This window comes from Amycolatopsis sp. NPDC051903, from assembly GCF_044452505.1.
Classification (GTDB): domain Bacteria; phylum Actinomycetota; class Actinomycetes; order Mycobacteriales; family Pseudonocardiaceae; genus Amycolatopsis.
Genome location: NZ_JBITBT010000011.1, coordinates 129,822 through 149,302, shown reverse-complemented (window position 1 = coordinate 149,302; position 19,481 = coordinate 129,822). Strand labels below are relative to the sequence as shown.

Below are 19,481 nucleotides of genomic sequence, written 5' to 3'. Positions count from 1 at the left end.
CCCGGACCACGATTTTCGGCTCTACGAAAGGCGTTTCCATGTCCGACGACAGGCTGTTCCTGATCACCGGTGCGACCGGTAAGACCGGGGGTGGTGCGATCAGGTTGCTCCTCGAACGCGGGTATCGTGCGCGTGCGCTGGTGCATCGTGAGGACGAGCGTTCGCGTGCGCTGGCCGAGGCCGGTGCCGAGGTCGTGGTGGCCGATTTGCACGACCTCGACGGGGTGACCGAAGCGGTGCGGGGTGTGTCGGGGGCGTATTTCTGCCACCCGATTCTGCCGGGCCTGGTGGACGCGACCGTCATCTTCGCTCAGGCCGCGGCCGAAGCCGGGGTGCGTTCGGTGGTGAACATGTCGCAGATTTCGGCGCGCCGTGAGGCGGGCAGCAATGCCGCGCGTCAGCACTGGCTGGGTGAGCGCGTGCTGGACCGGACTGATCTGCTGACCACGCACCTGCGTCCGACGTTCTTCGCCGAGTGGCTTCCGGTGTCGTGGGAGAAGCGTGACGGCGAGGGGTACCTGCGGCTGCCGTTCGGTGAGGGCCGGCACGCGCCGATCGCGGCGGTCGACCAGTCCCGGGTGATCGCCGCGGTCTTGGTCGAACCCGAGCCGCACCACCGCGCGATCTACCCGTTGCACGGGCCGGTCGAGCTGGACCACTACGAGATCGCGGGCGCTCTCGCCGGGGTGCTTGGGCACCCGGTGCACTACGAGCCGATCGGCGTCGAGGAGTTTTCCGCGTCGATGCTCGCGCGCGGCTATGACCCGCACCTCGTGCAGCACCTGGGCAACGTCGCGATCGACTACCGCAACGGCGTGTTCGCCGGCACCAACGACGTCGTCGAGAAAGTGGGCGGGCGGCCGGCACTCTCCGTCGAAGAATTCGCCCGGGAGAAGCGGGCCGACTTCGAGACCAGCGGACCACGCTTCGTCCCCGCTTCCTGACCCGGCCCGGTCCGACCGAGGAGTTTCCCTTGTCCTACGTGGTGGATCCGGAGCTCGCGCCCTGGCTGGCCATGATCCCGGACATCGACGTCGGTGATCCCCGGAAGGCTCGCGAGACCGAGCGTTCCCTGCTGGCGCAGCGTCCGGAACCGGACTTGTCCGGACTGACCGTCGAAGATCGCGAAGTGCCCGGCCGGCACGGCGCGCCTTCGGTGCCGGTCCGCGTGTACCGGCCCAGGCGGGAGAACGGGCCCCTGCCGGCGGTCCTGCAGCTGCACTCCGGTGGCTTCGTCACCGGCGGCCTGGACACCGAACACGCCGGTGCGGCGGCGCTCGCCGAGGCGGTGGGCGCGGTGGTCGTCTCCGTCGGCTACCGGCTCGCGCCCGAGCACCCGCATCCCGCCGCGGTGGTCGACTGCTACGCGGCATTGCTGTGGCTGGCGGAAGCGGTCGAAGACCTCGGCGTGGACGCGGAGCGGATCGCGGTGTCCGGGCAGAGCGCCGGCGGTGGACTGGCGGCCGCCGTGGCACTGCTCGCCCGCGACTGCGGCGGCCCGGCACTGGCGTTCCAGGTGCTCGGCATCCCGCAGCTCGACGACCGGCTCGGCACCGAGTCGATGCGGACCTTTGTGGACACTCCGGTCTGGCACCGCCGCAACGCCGAGCACAGCTGGGCCGCGTACCTGGGCGACGAGGCCGGCGGTCCGCGCGTGTCGTCGTACGCCGCGCCCGCGCGCGCCACCGACCTGACCCGGTTGCCGCCGGCGTACGTCACGGCGAGCCAGTTCGACCCGTTGCGCGACGAGGCGTTGGAGTACGCGCGCCGGCTCGCGCAGGCGAACGTGCCCGTGGAACTGCACCTGTACCCGGGCACGTTCCACGGCTCCACGTTCGTCGCCGGCGCCGCGGTGTCCCGCCGGATGACGGCCGACTCGGCCGACGCACTGCGGCGAGCGTTGGGCGGGTGAAGATGTCGGTGGACAGCGCTTTCACTCCCCGGCCGATCAACCCCTCGGGGCTGTGGGCCGACGACCTCTTTGCGGGGATGGAGTTCCGGTCCTCGACCTGCACGGTGACCGAAGCGGCGATCGTGGCGTTCGCGGAATCGTTCGATCCGCAGCTGTACCACCTCGACGCCGCAGCCGCCCGCGGAACGTTCTTCGACGGCCTGGTCGCGAGCGGGTGGCACACCGCCGCGATCACCATGCGGTTGCTCGTGACCTCCGGGGTACCGCTCGCGACGGGGATCGTCGGCGCGGCCATCGATCTGTCGTGGCCCTCGGCCGCTCGCGCGGGTGACGTGCTCCACGTCGAGGGCCGGGTCGACGAGATCGCCTTCTCCCGCTCGCGGCCGTCCCGTGCGACGGTGGTGCTGTCCTACAAGACGGAGAACCAGGCGGGCGAGGTGCGGCAGAACACCCAGGCTCGCGTCGTGGCTTTCCGCAGGCCGCAGTCGCCGGATGGGCGCTGAGCGGGACTCGGGAAACACCGGAACCGCACCAGGTCTTGCCCCTCAGTGTCCACATGCGACCCGGGCCTGCCGCCGGCGGCCGACGTCCGGTGGACCGGGGCACGAGCAGCGGGCGAGATGCTCGCCGGATGGACCCGCCTTGACACCGTCGCTCCCGACGGGCATCTTACGAGTAGACATTATGTCGGTTGTCATACAGATCGAAGCGAGGGGAGTGACGTCGTGGGACAGGGCTCGGATACCAGGGAGCGGATGATCGGAGCTGCTCGGGAAATCATCCGGGAGCGGGGTTACCACGCGATGTCGCTCGCCGAGGTGGTGGAACGCAGTGCCGCACCGCGGGGCTCGCTGTACTACCACTTTCCCCAGGGCAAGCAGCAGATCGCTGCCGAGACGGCCGGCATCCACGCCGGCGAGCAGCTTGCGGAAATCCGCCGGCTGGCCGACGCCGCGACCTCGCCCGCGGACCTGATCAGCGGCTACGTGAACCGGGCGCGCGACGGCATGGTCGCCAGCGGCTACGGGCGCGGCTGCGCCATCGCACCACTGGTGGCCGAGACTTCCGCCGAGCTCAGCGAGGCGAGCCGCCTGGGCTTCACCAGGATCATCGAGACCATCGCGTTCCAGCTCATCGTCCTCGGCCTGGGCAACGCGGCCGCACTGGAGCTCGCGCACGCCGTGATCGCGGGCGTCCAGGGTGCCGAGGTCACCTCGCGGGCGCTGCGCGGCCCGGAGCCGTTCGAGGCCGTTCGCGGCGTGCTGGTCGCGCGCGCCCAGGTCCACCCCGAGGGCCCCTGAGCGTCCCTGGCCGGTTCGGTGAACCGCGTTCACGGCGCGGCCCAGTAAATATGACGAGCGACATATTTTCCGTACGGAGGTAGGACGATCGTGAACGTCGAGCGGCACACAGCGGTCGCGGCGGTACCCCGCGAACGACCCGGAACCGAGGGGCCGACGGTCGCCTTGGCCTGCGTCGCCACCGCGCTGGCGATGGTGATGTTCACGGTGCCCATGAGCACGTTGGTCACCCTGGCGAACACCATGGGTGCGAGCGTCATGGGGCGCACGTGGATGCTCAGCGCCGCCAGCGTCGGGCTCGGCGCCGGCCTGCTCGTCAGCGGTGCGCTGGCCGACAAACTGGGCCGCCGCACCGTCTTCGTCACCGGAGCCGCGGTACAAGCACTTTTCCTGTTCGGCGGAGCCATCGTGCCGAACGCTCTCGTGTTCTCCGTCGCTCGGGTCGGCCAAGGACTCGGCGCCGCGGCGATGGTGGCGACGAGCCTGGGGTTGATCGCCCAAGTCACCGAGCCCGGGCACCGGCGCACACGCGCCACCGGCCTCTGGGGAGCGAGCCTCGGTGTCGGCATTCTGATCGGGCCCCTGCTCTCGGCGCTCCTGGACCCCGTGGCCGGCTGGCGCAGCCCCTACCTCCTCACCGGCCTGCTGAGCGTGGGCTTGATCGTCTTCTTCCGGGCCCTGCCGGCCAACCCCGTCCACCCCGCCGCGTCCAGCGGACGGATCGACTACTTCGGCGCCGCGGCACTGATCGCGGGCCCGAGCGCTGTGCTGGCCGGACTGGTTCTCGGCCGAACCGGCTGGGTCCAGCCGGCGGTCATCGCGTTCCTCGGCGCGGGTGTGCTCATCGTGGCCGCCTTCGTCCACCACGAACGGCGCACGGAATTCCCGTTGGTGGACCTGAGTTTGTTCACCAATTGGCAGTTCGTCACGGTCACCGTCGCCGCCTTCACCGCGGGGTTCGGCGTGATCTCACTGACCTCCTACACCCCGACCCTGGTGGAGCAAGGCCTCCACGGCTCCTCGTTGGCCGGCGCCGTGCCGATCGTGGTCTGGTCCGGCGTGAGCGTGCTCGTCTCACTGGTCGCGCGGCACCTTCGCGGGCGCATCACGCCGGAAACCCAACTCGCCGTAGGCTTGATCATCACCGGCGCCGGACTGGCCACCCTCGCCCCCTTGCACGACGGCGCCACGCTGCTGCGCCTCGCTCCGGGCTTCGCGATCGCCGGCATCGGCACCGGCCTGCTCAACGCCTCGCTCGGCGCCCAAGCGGTCGCCACCGTCCCCGCGCACCACGCGAGCATGGGCAGCGGCGTCAACAACACCGCCCGCTACCTCGGCTCCGGCCTCGGCGTCGCAGTCGTGACGTCGACCGTCGCCCCCTCGTCCCCGCAAGCACTCCTGCACTCGTGGGCGATCCCCGTCGCGATCAGTGCCGCCATCTCCGTGGTGATCGGGGTGGTGATCCTGGTCTACGCGCGGGTTTCACGCCGGAATGTCGAGCCGGCCCAGGAAAACACCGCGTAGTCCGGTGAGGGACACGTGATCGTTCTTGCTCGCGTTGCCCAGCCGGCCGGTCCGGTCACCGTGAGCGGCCCCGTACCGCCGGTTCGAGCAGCGACAAACTCCGCTGCTGCGCATCGAGGGCGACGCGGATGCAGACCGGCATCAGCAGATTCGGGCCGGCATGTCCGAAGTCGACAGTGCCGCAGCACCTGCAGATAGCTCCACACGTACGACACCTGGCCGCCCATCTTCTCCCAGAACAGCACCGCACCGTCGAACCACGCGAGTGGCACCGCGTAACACGTCGACTGCGCCAGCACGATGCGATTGATCACGCCGCCGATCAGCCGGCCGTCGGCACGACCGGGACGCCAGCACCGATCGGGCAGGTGCTCCACCGGAGTGCCGGGGCGGCGTTCGCCCGTGGGGAGCCGACCTTGGCTCTGCTCGGGGATTCGACGACGAAGGGTTGGGCATTCGCTCCGGGCCGGCCCCCAGGCTGCGATGGAGACCAGCGCCTTGACGTCGGGGTTGCCGGCCGCCGAGCCGGCCCCGGGATACCGACATCAGGCCATCAGTTCGGCGAGCGTCCGCAGCGTGGCCGGATCAGCCATGTTCGCGCTGAGGACGTCGACGACGGTCGTCTCCCAGGCCTGGAGGTCGTGGCGGATCTTGGGCGCGGGGCCGATCAACGCGACTTCCTCGACCATCCGGGTGCTGACCGCGGCGATCGCCTCCGTCCGATGGCCGTCCAGGTACAGCCGGGTGATCTTCTCGCACTCGGCCTCGTAGCCCAGCCGCGTGAACACGTTGCGGTGGAAGTTCACCTCGGCCGCGCCCATGCCGCCGATGTAGAGCGCCAGCAGCGGACGCAGGCCGTCCGCCGCGCGCTCCACGTCGTCGTCGACGCGGACGTTGACGTTGGCGACCACGGTGAACGATTCGGCGGTGTGCTGCGCGCCCGGACGGCTGAACCCCTCAGCGAGCGCCGCGCGGTAATACCCGTCGAGCTTGGGGCCGAAGAACATCGAGAGCCAGCCGTCCGCGATCTCGGCGGCGAGGGCGACGTTCTTGGGGCCCTGGGCACCGAGGAAGATCGGGATCTCGGGCCGCCGCGGCCGGATGTTGGCCCGCAGCGGCTTCCCGAAACCGGTGCCGCCGGCGGCGGGAATCGTGAAGTGCTCCCCGTGGAACTCGACCGGGCCTTCCCGCGCGATCACCTTCCGCACGATTTCGACGTACTCCCTCGTCCGCTGCAGCGGACGGCGGTACTCCTGCCCGTACCAGCCCTCGACCACCTGCGGCCCGCTCGACCCGAGCCCGAGGACGAACCGGCCGTCGGACAGGTGATCCATGGTCATCGCGGCCATCGCGACCGCGGTGGGCGTGCGCGCGGCCATTTGCGCGCACGCGGTACCCAGCGCCGGTCCGGTCGTTCGCGAACCCACCCACGCCAGCGGCGTCAGGGAGTCCGAGCCGTAGGACTCGGCGGCCCAGATCGAATGCAGGCCCAGGCGTTCGGCTTCCCTGGTGCTCTCGTCGAGGAACGGATGCGGTGACGAACTCCAATAACCCATGTCCCAACCCAGACACACGCGATCCTCCTCGACAGTGGCTGATCATTTTCGAGCCATTCAGGCGAAACCCCTCGCCAAGGCCTCAAAGAGTTGCTTGATGAAACCACAACGTTGTCACTGTGGGAAGCCGTGAACTGCAAGATCGCTGGGAAAACGCCGCTCGATGACGCTTGCTCCGGCGCGCGACGGGAGGATAGAGTTCTATCTTGAAACTCGCTTCAGTCTCCTGCGCGAGCCCATTCCCCTCGCGCCGGCGGGCTCCCGCCCACACCGGAAGGAACGTGAATGAAGCTCGGAACTTCCCTACGCTTCATCTTCGCCGCGTCCGAGGAATCCCTGCGGAAGTATCACGAGATCGTCGTCGCCCGTGGGGAGTTCAGCGACATCCCGCTGGGTGTCACCGACGTCAGGCTCCAGGCCCGGCAACTGCTCGAGATCGCGAAGACCGCCGCCGAGGGGAACTACGCCTTCCTGATGGTTGGCGACAGTCACGCCTCGTCGTACGCGAACGCTTTCGCGCCCACCCCGACGCTCGCGCGCATGCTCGCCGTCACCGGCGACATGCCTGTCGGACTGCTCTACCTCGCGCCCTTCCACCACCCCGTGCTCGCCGCGGAGCAGGTGGGCACGCTCGCGGCGTTCGCGCCGGAACCGCTGACGCTGATCGTCGGCAACGGCGACGTGAGCGAGCAGTTCCAGGCGTTCAAGATCGCCAAGGGGTCCCGCGGCCGGCGCAGTGAAGAGTTCATCACCGTCGTGCGCCGGCTCCTCGCGGGGGAGCGGTTCAGCCACGACGGCGAGTTCTTCCAGTTCGAGAACCTCCAGATCAACCCGGTCCCGGGCACACCGGCCGAGATCTGGGTCGCCGCCATGGCGGGCAAGGCCGTCGAACGGGCGGGGCGGCTCGGCGACGCCTGGGAAACGGCCCCCGGCACGCCGCCGGAGGAACTGGAGAGGCAGCTCGAGCTCTACCGCCGGATCTGCTCGGAACACGGCCGCGTGCCCAAGCCGGTCCTGCGCCGCGACATCTACGTCGCGGAAACGGACGAGAAGGCGTGGGAGGCGGTCGAACCCGTTGTGGCAGCCGGCTATCGCGGATTCGGCCGCGAACGGGACACCTCGCTCGTCGGGTCGGCGGAAACCGTGGTGAAACGGCTGGGGTTCTACCGCAAGATCGGATTCGAAACGGTGTTGGTGCGCCACATCGTCGGCGAGCACCGGCTGATCCTCGATTCCATGCGCCGGATCGGCGACAGCGTCATCCCCGCGATCGCAGACCTGTGATCCGGGTTCAGAATCGACAGGAGGATCGGGTGCAAGAAGAGCGCATCGCCATCATCGGTGGCACCGGAGCGCAGGGCAAGGGACTTGCCTACCGGCTGGCCCGGGCGGGTCGCCGGGTGGTGATCGGTTCGCGTGACGTGGAGCGGGCCGAGCAGGGCGCCCGGGCGGTCAACGAGCGGCTCGCCGACGCGGAACCCGTTGCCTGGGCGGAAAACCGGGAAGCGGCAGCGGGTTCGCCGGTCATCATCCTCGCCGTTCCCTACCGCGGCCACGCCGACCTGGTGCGGTCTCTCGCCGATACCTTGGCCGGCAAGGTCATCGTGAGCTGCTGCAACCCGCTCGGGTTCGACCGGCGCGGCCCCTTCGGGCTGGACGTACCGGACGGCAGCGCCGCGGAGGAACTGCAGCTCCTCGTGCCGGCCGCCCGCGTGGTGGGCGCGTTCCACCACCTGTCCGCGGTGACCCTGTGGAGCGCCAAGGAAGACCTCTCGGACGAGCACGTGCTGATGGTCGGCGACGACGAGTACGCGCTCGACGTCGCGTCCGAACTGTGCGCCGACGTCACGGGGAAGCCCGGCGTCGTGGCCGGCCCGCTGCGGCTGGCCCGCCAGCTCGAACCGCTCACCGCCACGTTGATCAGCGTCAACAAGCGTTACCGCACCCAGGCCGGGGTACGGCTCGTCGGCGTCAACCTCCCCGAGATCGACCAGGACGTGGACATCGCCTGAGCCGGAAGCGCCGGCACACCAGGACAATTCGGCTGTGTCACGAGTGGCACCGCCGAGGCTCAACCTCACACGACGAAGTGGAGGTGGTCGGGCCATGAGCGAGCTCATGAGCACGATGCAGGATTTCCCGCTGACCATGGCGGCCATGCTGCGTCACGGCTACGACGTACACCCCGACAGCCCGGTCGTCAGCGGCTCCGGAGGGCGGGTGGTCCGGGAAGCGGACTTCAGCACCGTCGCCGAGAACGCGGCCCGGCTGGCAACCGCCCTGCGCACCCTCGGCGTTCGGCCCGGCGACCGGGTCGGGACCTTCTGCTGCAACCACCAGGCTCATCTCGAAGCTTTCTACGGCGTACCGGCGATGGGCGCCGTGTTGCACCTGATCAACTCACGCCTTTCGGACGAGCAACTCGGCTACGTGATCGGTGACGCCGAGGACGGCGTGATCATCGTGGACGACGACCTGCTTCCTCGTCTCACCTCGCTGCTCCCGCGGCTGCCTTCGGTGCACACGCTGGTCGTGGTCGGCGAGGATCGGGGAGAACACCCGGGTTACGGTGAACTGCTCGCGAGCGTCACCGCGCGGGACAGCTGGCCCGATCTGGACGAGCGAGCGCCGGCCGCGGTCTGCTACACGACCGGGACGACGGGATTGCCGAAGGGTGTCGTCTACAGCCACCGCTCGATCTGGCTGCACGCGCTCGCGATCAGCTCCGGAGCCGCGTTCGCACTCTCCGACCGGGACCGGATCCTGCAGATCACCCCGATGTTCCACGTCAACGGCTGGGGCCTGCCGCACGCAGCTCTGCTCACCGGCGCCGGGATCGTGCTCCCCGGCCGGGACGTGAGCCCCGCAGCGATCACGGCGCTGACCGCCGCGGCGAGGCCGACGCTGGCGGTTTCGATTCCGCTCATCTGGGCGCAGGTCAAGGTCTACGCGGAAGCGCACCCCGTGGACCTGTCCTCGTTGGACTCCATCGTGTGCGCCGGCTCGCCGGTGGCACCCTCTCTCATCGACTACTACGACCGGGTCCACGGCGCGAATCTCGTCCAGGGCTGGGGCATGACCGAGGTCAGCCCGTGGGGCGGCGTTTCGCTCCCCGCGGCGGAAGACGGGGCCGATCCGGCGAAGCCTTGGCGCGGCTGGTCCGGCCGGCTGCTGCCCGGCGTCGAGATGCGCGCCGTGGACGAGTTCGGCGACGTCCTCCCGCGCGACGGGGAGTCGGTCGGCGAACTGCAGCTGCGCGGGCCGTGGGTCACCGGTTCGTACGTCGGCGGCACGAGTGAGGACCGCTTCAGCCCCGACGGCTGGCTCTGCACCGGTGATCTGGGTGTGCTCGATCGCCGCGGCTACTTCCGGATCACCGACCGGTCGAAGGACGTCATCAAGTCCGGAGGAGAGTGGATTTCCTCGGTGGCGCTGGAGAACCACCTCGACGCGCACCCGGATGTGGTCGAGTCCGCGGTGATCGGCGTGCCCGACCCGCGCTGGGAGGAACGTCCGCTGGCGGTGGTCGTCCTGCGCGAGACGGCCACTGCGTCGACGGCCGACCTGCGCGGCCACCTGTCGGCCGCCGTCCCCCGCTGGTGGCTGCCCGAACGGTGGGCGCGCGCGGAAACGCTGCCCCGCACCAGCGTCGGCAAAATCGACAAGAAGAGGCTTCGCGTCGTCGCGGCTTCGGGGGAGCTGCGGATCGAGCACGTGCCGGGCCCCGGCCCCAGCCGGGGCCGCCGGAGCGACGGCCCCGGCGCCCGCCGCTCTCCCGGCGCCGTTCCGAGACACCGAACCGATCGCGACCGCACGTCAACGAGGAACCGGAGACCTGTCATGAACCCGAACAACGCGCGCTTCCCCACCGGGCCCCCGCCGGACGAGCCGGTGATCAGCTCGGCCGAGCTGAGACGAGTGCGGATCGCGACACTGCTCGGCCAATCGACCGAGTGGTACGACTTCTTCCTGTACACCACCGCAGCGGCGCTCGTCTTCCCGCGGGTCTTCTTCAGCGCCTCGTTCAGCCCGCTCGCGGCGACGCTGTCCTCGTTCGCGACGATCGCGGTCGGGTTCGTGGCGCGCCCGGTCGGCGGCGCGCTGTTCGGCCACCTGGGCGACCGGTACGGCCGCAAGAAGGCACTGGTCATCGCGCTGGCGCTGATGGCGGTGGCGACCTTCGCCATCGGCTTGCTCCCCGGGTTCGCGGCGATCGGTCTCGCCGCGCCGGCGGTCCTGCTCGTCATGCGGATCACGCAGGGTCTGGCACTCGGCGGCCAATGGGGTGGTGCGGTCCTGCTCGCCACCGAGTACGCACCACGCGGGAAGCGCGGCGCCTACGGGGCGTGGGCCCAGCTCGGGCTGCCGCTGGGGCTGATCGTGTCCAGCGCCGCGTTCTTCGTGGCGGCTGGCGCCACCAGCGCGGACGCCTTCTTCGCCTGGGGGTGGCGGATCCCGTTCCTCCTCGGCGGCGTGCTCGTCGCCGTGGCGCTGCTGGTGCAGATGAGGATCGACGACACGCCCGCCTTCCGCCGTGCGGCGAAGCGACGCGGTCCAGTGCACCGATCGCCGGTGCTGCAGGTGGTCAGGGAGCACCCCCGGCGCATCGCCGTGACCATCGGCGGTTTCCTGGTCGTGGGCGGGTCGTTCTACGTCTACACGACCGGCACGCTGGCCTACGCCACCCAGGCCCTGAAGATCTCCCGGAACACGATGCTGGTGTCGATCATGATCGGCGCCGCCGCGATGGCCGTGTCGATCGTGATCGCGTCGAGGCTGAGCGACCGCGTGGGCCGGCGCCGGGTGTTCCTCTTCGGTGCGGCCGGGACGATCCTCTGGGCTTTCCCGTACTTCTTCCTGCTGGACTCCGCCGCACCGCCGGTCGTGGCTGTCGCGATCGCGGTCGCGATGTTCATCAACGGCGTGATGTACGGACCGACCGCGGCGCTGTTCTCGGAGCTGTTCCCGGTGGCGGTGCGCTACAGCGGTGCTTCGCTCGGGTACCAGCTGTCGAACGTCGTCGGCGGCGGGTTCGCACCGCTCGTCATGACCTCGCTACTGGCGTCCACCGGGACCTCGGCTTCGGTGGCCGGCTACGTGATACTGATGGGCCTCATCACGATCGGGGCGTTGCTCGCCCTGCGGCCTTCGTGGTCCGGGCAGGGTGATGCCGCTGTGGGAGCGGGTGACCCGGGCCGGGAGGTCACGGCACCGTCGGCGGGCTACGGTGCGGGCTGATCGCGATGCACTGCTGAAGGCTCGAGATCGACAGTTCTTTTACGGAACCCGCTATCGGGAGACCTCGTAGGTCGCCGATAACGGAAGTGCTGGCAGCACACGGGTTCGTTTCGAGAGGACGGTGATTTTGACACACTTCAATCCGGGTCTCGTCCGAGGTATAGTTGCATCATGCGCAGGAAAAGCTTTGCTGATTTCGACTGCTCGATCGCCCAGACGCTCGAGGTCGTCGGCGAGTGGTGGACCTTGCTCATCGTCCGCGACCTGTTCGGGTTCAAGGGGCACAACCGGTTCGAGGAGCTGCAGGAAGATCTGGGCATCTCCCGGAACATCCTCACCGAGCGCCTCGAAGGACTGATCCGCAACGGCGTGGTCGAGAAGCGGGCGTACCAGGAGAACCCGCCGCGGTACGAGTACCACCTCACCCGCAAGGGCAAGGACCTGTTCCCGATCATGATGGCGCTGCTGAACTGGGGCGACAAGTGGGCCACCGGCCCCGATGGACCCCCGGTGCTGCTGCACCACACCACGTGCGACCACGACGCGCACGCGGTTGCGACGTGCTCGCACTGCGGTGAGCCGTTCACCGGGCGGACCGTCGAAGGGCGCGATGCCCCGCACGTCCGGCAGAAGGGGAAGCGGTTCGCTTCCTGATCCCGGATTCACGGCGAACCCGATTCGGGCCCGCCATCGCGGAGACGCGGTGGCGGGCCTTTTTGGGGCGCGGATCGTTGCGAGCAAAGAGAAATTCCCGATGTGGCGACGAGTCTTGCGCCATTGTGGACACCCCCATTAAGTTCTATAATAGAACTTACAAATTCGATCAAGGAGCGGCTCCGATGATGTATGCTGATCTCCCGACCGCCCGCGCCACCGTTGACGTCAACGCCACCCCTGAGGTGGTCTGGTCTCTCGTCAGTGACATCCACCTGATGGTGAAGCTCAGCGACGAACTGCTGGAAGTGACCTGGCTCGACGGCGCGGGCGAACCCGGTGTCGGCAAGAAGTTCCGCGGGCGCAGCTTCCACGACGCGCTGGGCGAGTGGGAATCGACTTCGACGGTGATCGAGTTCAAGCCGAACTCCGCGTTCACGTGGGAGGTCAACGCCGGCCAGGATGTGCGGTCGTCGTCGGTGTGGGGTTTCTCCCTCGAACCGCGCCCGGCGGGAACCGAGCTGAGCCAGTGGGGGCAGATGGGCCCGGGCCGCTCCGGCCTCAACCACGCGATCGACCGCCTCCCGCACAAGGAGGAGAAGATCGTCGCCAACCGGCTCCGGGAGTTCCAGGCCGGGTTGGAGTCGAACCTGCGCCTCATCAAGGAGCTGGCCGAGGGAGCGCGCTGATGCGCACGGCGACGACGATCGAAGCACTGGTCGGTTCGTGGCAGGACAACGTCACGCTGGCCGTGGAGGCGGAAAAGCTCGGCCTCGACGTCTGCTGGATCTCGGAGGCCTGGGGTTCGGACGCGCCCTCACCGCTCGGGTACTTGGCCGCGCGGACCGACCGCATGCTCCTCGGCAGCGGCACGATCCAGCTGGCGACGCGGACTCCGACGCTGATCGCGACCACGGCGATGACCCTCGCGGACCTGTCCGGCGGCCGGTTCGTGCTCGGCCTCGGGAGTTCGGGCCCCCAGGTCGTGGAGGGCATGCACGGCGTGCCGTTCGACCGGCCGTTGCGCCGGATGCGGGAAACGATCGACATCGTCCGGCAGGTGTTCGCCGGCGCCAAGATCGAGCACGGCGGAGAGGTCTTCTCCGTGCCGCGCGCCGGCGGCGAGGGCGTACCGATGCGCACCTCGCTGCCGGCGAACCCGGACATCCCGATCTACATCGCCGCGTTGATGCCGAAGATGCTCGAGCTGGCCGGTGAGATCGCGGATGGCTGGCTGGGCAGCAGTTTCGTGCCCGAGGGTGCTTCCGCCTACCTGGACGCGCTGAACGCCGGAGCCGAGCGTGGCGGGCGAACCCTCACCGAAATCGATCTCTGCCAGGGCGCGGAGGTGAACTTCGTCGAGGACGAAGGACAGCTCGCGGCAGTCGCCGCGACGCGCAAGAGAGATCTGGCCTTCAGCCTCGGTGGCATGGGCTCGGCCACCACGAACTTCTACAACAGCGCCTACAGCCGCCAGGGTTGGTCGGAAATCGCAGCCGAAGTCCGGGCGCTCTGGCAGGCGGGACGACACGCGGACGCCACGGCTCTGATCACCGACGACATGATCTTCGCGACCACGCTGATCGGCACCGAGCGCATGGTGCGAGAGCGGCTCACCGCCTGGCGTGACCGCGGCATCACGACTGTGCGGTTCTACCCGGCGGGGGCGACCGTCGCGGAGAAGCTGGACAACCTCGGCCGGGCCATCGACCTCGCGCACAACCTCTCGTGACGCCGGGCTCACCGGCCGGCCTCCTCGACCTGCTTGGCCGGGCGCGGATGACCGTCGGCACGACCGCGTCCCTGACGGGCGACACGCTGAGAAGTTCCGGTGTGGCGGTTTGGTCGGGGGAGGCGAGCGTCACGCTCGCGCCGACCGACCAGGCCGATGCCGATGGGGCGTTCCTGTCCGGGTGCCGCGCGGCCGACGGCAGCGTGACGGGCACGTTCTTCGAAGCGGGAGGGCTCCTCGTCGACCTCCAGAACACGGGCGACGTCGTCGGCGCACTCGGCTCCCACAGCGGCTTCACCGCGTTCGGCGCGCTCTTCGGTGAGCCGGACGGTTCCGGGTGCGGCGGGCTCGCCGAAGTGCTCGACGGTTCGATCACCGCGGCCGGCAGCCACGTCGTCCTGATCGGACACGTGGTGCTCGCACCGGCGTGGCGCGGCTCCGGCGGCGTCGGCCGACTCCTCACGAGCCGGCTGCTGCAGTGGCTCTGTGCCGAACCCCGTCTGATCGCCGTCGCGCCGTTCGTGAGCACTCCCGGCGCGGCGCCCCACCGCGCCCGCAGAACGTGGGCCTCCCTCGGCTTCCGCCCCTACGACAACGGCATCTGGATCCTCGACCCGGCGACGTCCGACCACGACGACGCGCTCTTCGGCCTCGAGGCCCGATTATTGGGCCGGGCAGGCTTCGGCCGAGGTCCGTTGTGGACGGACGAGGAGCTCAGCGAGCCCACCGGCGGATCGCGGTCCGGTTCGGAGGCTCGAGGGCTTTCGCCGGCTGTGGTGCGGTCAGTCCGCTCACCGCGTTGAGGTGACGGTTGCCGCCGTGGTTGGGTCGGAAGTGTGGTGGGTTGCCGGCCTGCCGGAAGGGGCAGACGGGACGTTACCGGCCCCGTCTCGAAGTCTGGTGACCTCGTCGTACGTTGTGGGCCAGTCGGGGTAATTCGACCGGATTGACCGATGTTGACCGGCGCTGCTGGTTTACTGCTCGGCGATGTCTTGACCGCGATAGTGAGCGAAGGCTGCCTCCCGCAGCCCAGCTGATCGGCAACTGGGGCAACAGTCACTGAGGGGAAATCATGAATCGTTTAATCGCAAAGATGTTGGCTGCCTTCGTCGTGCTGCTCGGAGTGGTGGTCGCCGGCGCTGGTACGGCAGGTGCGGCCGGGTATCCGACCACGAACACGCCTCGGATCGAATTCCCCGGAAGCGCTACGGAATCAACGATCACGTGGTATGCGAGGTCCGTCAACATCCAGGGTTACGTCGTCGACAGCAAGGTGCAAGCGGGCTCCACGACTGTCAAGTTCTGGTTCTACCAAGCCAACACCTACGTCGCGAGCCAGAGCCGAACGGCGAGCGCGGGGACGGTGAGCTTCAACTTCACCCAGGACGGTCCGGTCGGGGGCATCACGAAGATCCTCATCCAACTGTGCAACCCCGCCGGCTGCGCCAGCCCCGGGTCGTACTTCTACCGTCCCTGACCCGGTGCGACGCCTTGTGAACCACCCGGCCCGGTGCGCGAGCACCGGGCCGGTCGTGCCCTAGGTGACGGCGAGTGTCCGGCAGGATTTCCCGGCTGTCCCGGAATTCTCCCGGTGCACGGCGTCTGACGTCGTGCCGGCACCGGGTGCGAAGCTCTGCGGACCATGCCTGATCCCCGGGATTCAAAGTTCGGCGCGGGTTTCCGTTCGGATGTTCTTCGAACGCCGTTCCCCGGCAGACGGGCTCAGTGCTGCGCGGCCAGCGACCCCAAGGAACCGAGAAGCGCGAGCCGCTCCGCCGTCGGGGTGCCCGCCGCGGGCGAGAACAGGGCGAGGATCTGCGTGCGTTCCTCGTCGAGGAGCAGCTGGCAGTCGAGTTCCAGCAGGCCTACCTCGGGGTGCTGGATCCGTTTGCGCCTGCTGCGCAGCACTCCCACCGAATGCAGCCGCCACAGGGCTTCGAATTCGGGACTCGTCCGGAGCAGTCGGTTGACCAGGTCCTTGGACTGTGCGTCGTCGCGGCGGGCGGCGGCGGCGCGCAAGTCGGCGACGAGGGCGCGGGACTCCGTCGCGTGGTCCTGGACCGGATAGCCGGCCCGGGTGCCGGGGTCGGTGAACCACCGGTACACCACCGTGCCCGTGGCGCCGCGCAGCCGGGTGAGGTCGCCGAAAACGGCGCGGGCCAGGTCGTTCTGGACCAGGGTGGCGCCGAGGTCGGTCATCACCTGAGCGGGGACATCGGAAAGGCGGTCCAGCACACCGAGCAGGCTCGGCGCGCCGTGTTCGTCGGACCGCCTGCGGTCCGGCGGCCGGTGCCCGGCCAGCCGGAAGAGGTGGTCGCGTTCGTCCAGGGTCAGGCGCAGTGCCCGGGTGATGGCCCGCAGCACGCCCGGCGACGGTTGCGGCGCGCGGTCCTGCTCCAGCCGGGTGTAGTAGTCCGTGGAGATGTCGGCCAGGCGCGAGACCTCCTCGCGGCGCAGTCCGGGAGTGCGCCGGCGCCCCGTGCCCGGGAGGCCGACGTCCCCGGGGTTGAGCGCCTCCCTGCGCACCCGCAGGAAATCCGCCAGCTGCTTGGTGTCCACGCTTCGAGTCTGCGTCGCCGCCAGACCCGCAGCAAGAGATCGCCGGTCCCTGGGTAAGCCGACTCTGCCTGACGGCTCCGATCGGCGAAACGCTGGTCGGCGGACCGGGAGCCGCCCGGTCGGCTGACGATGGAGGAGATCCTCATGAGCAAGGCAACGACTTCCCGGACCTGGTTTCTCACCGGCGCGTCCCGCGGGCTGGGCGCACTCTGGGCCGAGGCGATCCTCGCCCGCGGTGACCGGCTCGCGGCGACGGCCCGTGACGAGGCGGCGCTGGTGCCGCTGTCCGAGCGCTACGGCGACCGCTTCCTGCCCCTGCAGCTCGACGTCCGCGACTCCACGGCCGTTCGCGACGCCGTGCGGAGCGCCGAGGCGACGCTGGGCGGAATCGACGTGCTGGTCAACAACGCAGGTCACATGCTGGTCGGCGCCGTCGAAGAGGTCGAGGAGGAACAGGCCCGCGCCCAGATGGACGTGAACTACTTCGGTGCGCTGTGGGCCACTCGGGCCGTGCTGCCCGGGATGCGAGAGCGCCGTGCGGGCCGGATCCTGCAGGTGTCCTCACTCGGGGGCCTGGTCGCCTACCCGGCGCTCGGCATCTACCAGGCGTCCAAGTGGGCGCTGGAGGCGATGAGCGAGTCCCTGGCGGCCGAAGTGGCCGCGTACGGCATCCACGTCACGGTGATCGAGCCGGTCATGTTCCCGACCGGTCTGGCGACCGCGTCCCCGCAGACCCGGCAGGACCCGGCGTACGCCCACGCCCGGCAGGCGCTGTACGCGGGGGCAGGAGCCAGCGGCCTCACCCCCGGCGACCCCGCGGCGACGGCCGAGGCCCTCCTCGCACTCGTGGACGCACCCGAGCCGCCCCTGCGGGTCCTGTTCGGAACCGGCGGCCTGGCGGCCCTGCGCACCGAGTACTCCGGCCGCCTCGCCGGGCTGGAGCAGTGGGACCACCTCGCGCGCCTCGCGCAGGGGAAGCCGAGCGGATCATGAGCCGGCGTGGTTCTGGACGAGCACCGGCGCCGCCTGCCCGTGGCGGGTCGGGCGGCGCCGGACGCTACGGGGGTCAGGAGCGGAAGAACTCCAGCAGGTCCGCGTTGATCGTCTCCGCCTTCGTGGTCGGCATGCCGTGGGGGAAGCCCGGATAGATCTTGAGCGTGCCGTTTTTCAGGAGTTTCGCCGACAGCGGGCCGGCGTCGGCGTAGGGGACGATCTGGTCGTCGTCGCCGTGGCCGACGAAGACGGGGACGGTGATCTTCTTGAGGTCTTCGGTGAAGTCGGTCTGGGAGAAGGCGACGATGCCGTCGTAGTGGGCCTTCGCGCCGCCGGTCATGCCCTGGCGCCACCAGTTCTCGATGATCGCCTCGTCGGGTTCGGCGCCGGGGCGGTTGAAGCCGTAGAACGGGCCCGACGCGAGGTTGCGGTAGAACACCGAGCGGTTGGCGGCGAGCTGCGCCTGCAGGTCGTCGAAGACGCTCTTCGGGAGCCCACCCGGGTTGTCCGGTGTTTGCACCATCAACGGGGGGACAGCGCTGAGGATGGCCGCCTTGGCGACGCGCGACTCGCCGTGGCGCGCGAGGTAGCGGACCACCTCACCACCGCCGGTGGAGTGCCCGACGTGGATCGCGTCGTGCAGGTCGAGGTGCGCGGTGACGGCGGCGAGGTCGTCGGCGTAGTGGTCCATGTCGTGCCCGTCGCCGACTTGCGAGGATCTCCCGTGGCCACGGCGGTCGTGCGCGACGACGCGGTAACCGTGCTGCAGGAAGAACAGCAGCTGGGTGTCCCAGTCGTCGGACGAGAGCGGCCAGCCGTGGCTGAACACGATCGGCTGGCCGGTGCCCCAGTCCTTGTAGAAGATCTCGACACCGTCGTCGGTGGTCACCATGGGCATGGGAGGGGTCTCCGTTCGTTCGAGGGTTGCCGGCGGCCGAACTGTGCCGCAGCAAGGAAAATTGTCCACGACAGGCACCGGCGACCAGCGGGTATCGTGGGCACGCCTCGTGCCACGACCGCTCGGAGCGCAGGTTTCACTCGCCAGCCATCGTCACGGCAGATCACCCGGAGGAAGTAGACGTGAGCGGATCACTTTCCGTCGAGATCGGCTCATGGACAGCCTGAGCCGGCTGATCCGGCTCGCGCACCTCGAAGGCGGCCTGGACATGCGCTGCCTCATGGCCGGACAGTTCACTTTGGACCGTGAAGCCGCCGGGCGGGGTGAGGCGCCGTTCTACCTCGTGCTCGAGGGGCGGTGCACCGTGCTCGCCGGCCCGGCCACGGTCGAACTCGGGCCCGGCGATCTGCTCCTGCTCCCCAGGGGCGAGGCGCACCAGGTGCGCGTCACGTCCGGTGTGCCGCTCCGGTACGACGACGAGCCGGGGCCGACGTTCGTGACGCACCGGACCGTCGGCGCCGAACCGGAACTGGACTTGTTCTGCGGGCACTACTTCTTCGGGTCGGCGGCGGGCACGGTGCTGTTCCGCCTCCTGCCGGCCCGGGTCCACGTCACGCTGGACGCCCCGGCGCTCACCCTGGCGAACCTGCTGCGCGGCGAGGCCCAGTTCGACGGCCCGGCCACGGCCGCGATCGTGTGCTCACTGACCGACGCCCTGCTCGGCATGGCCCTGCGCAGCCGCCCCGAACAGCGGCTCGACACCCCCGCACTGTGGACCGCCATGGGCGACGACGCGCTGGGCCGCGTGATCGCCGGGATCGTCGAGCGCCCCGGCGAACCGTGGACGATCGACCGCATGGCCGCCGCCGCCTCGATGTCGCGGGCGACGTTCGTGCGCCGCTTCTCCGCTCGCACCGGCACCACCGTGGCGACCCTGCTGACGTCGATCCGCCTGATGGTTGCCGCCGACCTGCTCCTCCACACCGACCACCCCGTGGCCCGGATCGCGGCCGACGTGGGGTACCACTCCGAATCCGCCTTCATCCTGGCCTTCCGGACGACAGTGGGCACGCCGCCCGCGCAGTTCCGCAAGAACAGCGTTCGGGATTGACGT

At 69.6% G+C, this 19,481-nt stretch carries 19 protein-coding genes; 15 read left to right on the top strand and 4 right to left on the bottom strand.

The annotated features are described in order from the left end of the window. Nucleotides 1–38: 38 nt before the first annotated feature. From ACIA77_RS24115 to ACIA77_RS24100, 4 genes are all read left to right on the top strand, one after another. Complete coding sequence (locus ACIA77_RS24115) at nucleotides 39–944, top strand: NmrA family NAD(P)-binding protein (protein WP_395888208.1); 906 nt, start codon at nucleotides 39–41, stop codon at nucleotides 942–944. A 38-nt stretch (nucleotides 945–982) separates the two neighbouring features. Next, nucleotides 983–1,912: an alpha/beta hydrolase gene (locus tag ACIA77_RS24110; RefSeq protein WP_395888292.1), complete on the top strand. Its 930-nt coding sequence runs from the start codon at nucleotides 983–985 to the stop codon at nucleotides 1,910–1,912. Between the two features lie 2 nt (nucleotides 1,913–1,914). Next, nucleotides 1,915–2,415, top strand: a complete 501-nt coding sequence (locus ACIA77_RS24105) for a MaoC/PaaZ C-terminal domain-containing protein (protein ID WP_395888291.1) — start codon at nucleotides 1,915–1,917, stop codon at nucleotides 2,413–2,415. Nucleotides 2,416–2,667: 252 nt separating this feature from the next. Beyond that, complete coding sequence (locus ACIA77_RS24100) at nucleotides 2,668–3,213, top strand: TetR/AcrR family transcriptional regulator (RefSeq protein WP_395888207.1); 546 nt, start codon at nucleotides 2,668–2,670, stop codon at nucleotides 3,211–3,213. A gap of 29 nt (nucleotides 3,214–3,242) precedes the next feature. On the opposite strand, the gene ACIA77_RS24095 is transcribed toward ACIA77_RS24100, so the two are convergent. Next, nucleotides 3,243–3,443, bottom strand: coding sequence for a hypothetical protein (locus ACIA77_RS24095; protein WP_395888206.1), 201 nt, complete (start codon nucleotides 3,441–3,443; stop codon nucleotides 3,243–3,245). Between ACIA77_RS24095 and ACIA77_RS24090 the strand changes: the two genes are divergently transcribed. Then, nucleotides 3,427–4,737 carry an MFS transporter gene (locus tag ACIA77_RS24090; RefSeq protein WP_395888205.1) on the top strand — a complete coding sequence of 437 codons (1,311 nt, stop codon included), beginning with the start codon at nucleotides 3,427–3,429 and terminating at the stop codon, nucleotides 4,735–4,737. The genes ACIA77_RS24095 and ACIA77_RS24090 overlap by 17 nt on opposite strands. Nucleotides 4,738–5,282: 545 nt before the next feature. Here ACIA77_RS24090 and ACIA77_RS24085 read toward each other — a convergent pair. Next, nucleotides 5,283–6,311, bottom strand: a complete 1,029-nt coding sequence (locus ACIA77_RS24085; RefSeq protein ID WP_395888204.1) for an LLM class F420-dependent oxidoreductase — start codon at nucleotides 6,309–6,311, stop codon at nucleotides 5,283–5,285. A gap of 267 nt (nucleotides 6,312–6,578) precedes the next feature. On the opposite strand from ACIA77_RS24085, the gene ACIA77_RS24080 reads away from it, so the two are divergent. The 8 genes from ACIA77_RS24080 (at nucleotide 6,579) to ACIA77_RS24045 (ending at nucleotide 15,394) form a co-directional block, all read left to right on the top strand. Continuing rightward, on the top strand, nucleotides 6,579–7,577 hold the full coding sequence (locus ACIA77_RS24080) for an LLM class flavin-dependent oxidoreductase (protein WP_395888203.1): 999 nt from the start codon (nucleotides 6,579–6,581) through the stop codon (nucleotides 7,575–7,577). Between the two features lie 29 nt (nucleotides 7,578–7,606). Next, a complete protein-coding gene (gene npdG, locus ACIA77_RS24075; RefSeq protein WP_395888202.1) occupies nucleotides 7,607–8,305 on the top strand; it encodes an NADPH-dependent F420 reductase in 699 nt (232 codons plus the stop codon). A 94-nt stretch (nucleotides 8,306–8,399) separates the two neighbouring features. Further along, nucleotides 8,400–11,531: a long-chain-fatty-acid--CoA ligase gene (locus ACIA77_RS24070; protein WP_395888201.1), complete on the top strand. Its 3,132-nt coding sequence runs from the start codon at nucleotides 8,400–8,402 to the stop codon at nucleotides 11,529–11,531. 171 nt (nucleotides 11,532–11,702) lie between these two features. Then, nucleotides 11,703–12,185 carry a winged helix-turn-helix transcriptional regulator gene (locus ACIA77_RS24065; protein WP_395888200.1) on the top strand — a complete coding sequence of 161 codons (483 nt, stop codon included), beginning with the start codon at nucleotides 11,703–11,705 and terminating at the stop codon, nucleotides 12,183–12,185. A 185-nt stretch (nucleotides 12,186–12,370) separates the two neighbouring features. Beyond that, on the top strand, nucleotides 12,371–12,874 hold the full coding sequence (locus ACIA77_RS24060; RefSeq protein WP_395888199.1) for an SRPBCC family protein: 504 nt from the start codon (nucleotides 12,371–12,373) through the stop codon (nucleotides 12,872–12,874). After that, nucleotides 12,874–13,917 (top strand): LLM class flavin-dependent oxidoreductase, encoded by a 1,044-nt coding sequence (locus ACIA77_RS24055; RefSeq protein WP_395888198.1) that lies wholly within the window; start codon nucleotides 12,874–12,876, stop codon nucleotides 13,915–13,917. Before ACIA77_RS24060 ends, ACIA77_RS24055 begins: the two co-directional genes overlap by 1 nt. A gap of 101 nt (nucleotides 13,918–14,018) precedes the next feature. Continuing rightward, nucleotides 14,019–14,720: a GNAT family N-acetyltransferase gene (locus ACIA77_RS24050; RefSeq protein WP_395888197.1), complete on the top strand. Its 702-nt coding sequence runs from the start codon at nucleotides 14,019–14,021 to the stop codon at nucleotides 14,718–14,720. A 290-nt stretch (nucleotides 14,721–15,010) separates the two neighbouring features. Continuing rightward, nucleotides 15,011–15,394, top strand: a complete 384-nt coding sequence (locus tag ACIA77_RS24045; protein WP_395888196.1) for a hypothetical protein — start codon at nucleotides 15,011–15,013, stop codon at nucleotides 15,392–15,394. Nucleotides 15,395–15,639: 245 nt separating this feature from the next. Here ACIA77_RS24045 and ACIA77_RS24040 read toward each other — a convergent pair whose 3' ends face one another. Then, entirely contained in the window at nucleotides 15,640–16,476 is an 837-nt protein-coding gene (locus ACIA77_RS24040) for a helix-turn-helix transcriptional regulator (RefSeq protein WP_395888195.1), read from the bottom strand. A gap of 144 nt (nucleotides 16,477–16,620) precedes the next feature. Here ACIA77_RS24040 and ACIA77_RS24035 point away from each other — a divergent pair, with 144 nt between their 5' ends. Continuing rightward, nucleotides 16,621–17,469: an SDR family NAD(P)-dependent oxidoreductase gene (locus ACIA77_RS24035; protein ID WP_395888194.1), complete on the top strand. Its 849-nt coding sequence runs from the start codon at nucleotides 16,621–16,623 to the stop codon at nucleotides 17,467–17,469. A 73-nt stretch (nucleotides 17,470–17,542) separates the two neighbouring features. Here ACIA77_RS24035 and ACIA77_RS24030 read toward each other — a convergent pair whose 3' ends face one another. After that, on the bottom strand, nucleotides 17,543–18,367 hold the full coding sequence (locus ACIA77_RS24030) for an alpha/beta fold hydrolase (protein ID WP_395888193.1): 825 nt from the start codon (nucleotides 18,365–18,367) through the stop codon (nucleotides 17,543–17,545). Between the two features lie 214 nt (nucleotides 18,368–18,581). Here ACIA77_RS24030 and ACIA77_RS24025 point away from each other — a divergent pair, with 214 nt between their 5' ends. Continuing rightward, entirely contained in the window at nucleotides 18,582–19,478 is an 897-nt protein-coding gene (locus ACIA77_RS24025; protein ID WP_395888192.1) for an AraC family transcriptional regulator, read from the top strand. Nucleotides 19,479–19,481: the final 3 nt, after the last annotated feature.

What these genes read in the sequence shown, in the direction of transcription:
- ACIA77_RS24115 (WP_395888208.1), top strand. Translation starts at nt 39, where the DNA reads ATGTCCGACGACAGGCTGTTCCTGATCACCGGTGCGACCGGTAAGACC.
- ACIA77_RS24105 (WP_395888291.1), top strand. Translation starts at nt 1,915, where the DNA reads ATGTCGGTGGACAGCGCTTTCACTCCCCGGCCGATCAACCCCTCGGGG.
- ACIA77_RS24100 (WP_395888207.1), top strand. Translation starts at nt 2,668, where the DNA reads ATGATCGGAGCTGCTCGGGAAATCATCCGGGAGCGGGGTTACCACGCG.
- ACIA77_RS24090 (WP_395888205.1), top strand. Translation starts at nt 3,427, where the DNA reads ATGAGCACGTTGGTCACCCTGGCGAACACCATGGGTGCGAGCGTCATG.
- ACIA77_RS24080 (WP_395888203.1), top strand. Translation starts at nt 6,579, where the DNA reads ATGAAGCTCGGAACTTCCCTACGCTTCATCTTCGCCGCGTCCGAGGAA.
- ACIA77_RS24070 (WP_395888201.1), top strand. Translation starts at nt 8,400, where the DNA reads ATGAGCGAGCTCATGAGCACGATGCAGGATTTCCCGCTGACCATGGCG.
- ACIA77_RS24065 (WP_395888200.1), top strand. Translation starts at nt 11,703, where the DNA reads ATGCGCAGGAAAAGCTTTGCTGATTTCGACTGCTCGATCGCCCAGACG.
- ACIA77_RS24060 (WP_395888199.1), top strand. Translation starts at nt 12,371, where the DNA reads ATGATGTATGCTGATCTCCCGACCGCCCGCGCCACCGTTGACGTCAAC.
- ACIA77_RS24055 (WP_395888198.1), top strand. Translation starts at nt 12,874, where the DNA reads ATGCGCACGGCGACGACGATCGAAGCACTGGTCGGTTCGTGGCAGGAC.
- ACIA77_RS24045 (WP_395888196.1), top strand. Translation starts at nt 15,011, where the DNA reads ATGTTGGCTGCCTTCGTCGTGCTGCTCGGAGTGGTGGTCGCCGGCGCT.
- ACIA77_RS24035 (WP_395888194.1), top strand. Translation starts at nt 16,621, where the DNA reads ATGAGCAAGGCAACGACTTCCCGGACCTGGTTTCTCACCGGCGCGTCC.
- ACIA77_RS24030 (WP_395888193.1), bottom strand. Translation starts at nt 18,367, where the DNA reads ATGCCCATGGTGACCACCGACGACGGTGTCGAGATCTTCTACAAGGAC.
- ACIA77_RS24025 (WP_395888192.1), top strand. Translation starts at nt 18,582, where the DNA reads ATGGACAGCCTGAGCCGGCTGATCCGGCTCGCGCACCTCGAAGGCGGC.